The sequence below is a fragment of the Zoogloea sp. genome (genome assembly GCF_023150065.1).
Classification (GTDB): Bacteria; Pseudomonadota; Gammaproteobacteria; order Burkholderiales; family Rhodocyclaceae; genus Zoogloea.
Genome location: NZ_JAKLLN010000157.1, coordinates 1 through 254 on the forward strand (window position 1 = coordinate 1; position 254 = coordinate 254).

The window sequence follows — 254 nt, forward strand, 5'->3', positions numbered from 1 at the left end:
CAACCCGCCCTCCAGGCCGCGCCGGCGAAGCACATTCCGCAGCGCCCACCGGCATCCCATGAAAATCATGAGCGGCCTTTAATGCTTATCCAGACGAGCCGCCCGAAACCCGGTGCGATAGTGGCAACCAGCCCGTCGCGACCGTGCCGGGCACCCGGCGGCAGCCCCGCCACATCCAACACCTGAAGGAGACATCAAATGAAATGGGAAACCCCGACCGCCTGTGACTTCCGCTTCGGCTTCGAAATCACCAT

The 254-nt window shown here is 63.0% G+C and carries 1 protein-coding gene; it reads left to right on the top strand.

The features are described 5' to 3' along the window. Nucleotides 1-198: 198 nt before the first annotated feature. A partial coding sequence (gene pqqA / locus L6Q67_RS24605) for a pyrroloquinoline quinone precursor peptide PqqA (RefSeq protein WP_367171681.1) occupies nucleotides 199-254 on the top strand: 56 nt, incomplete at its 3' end.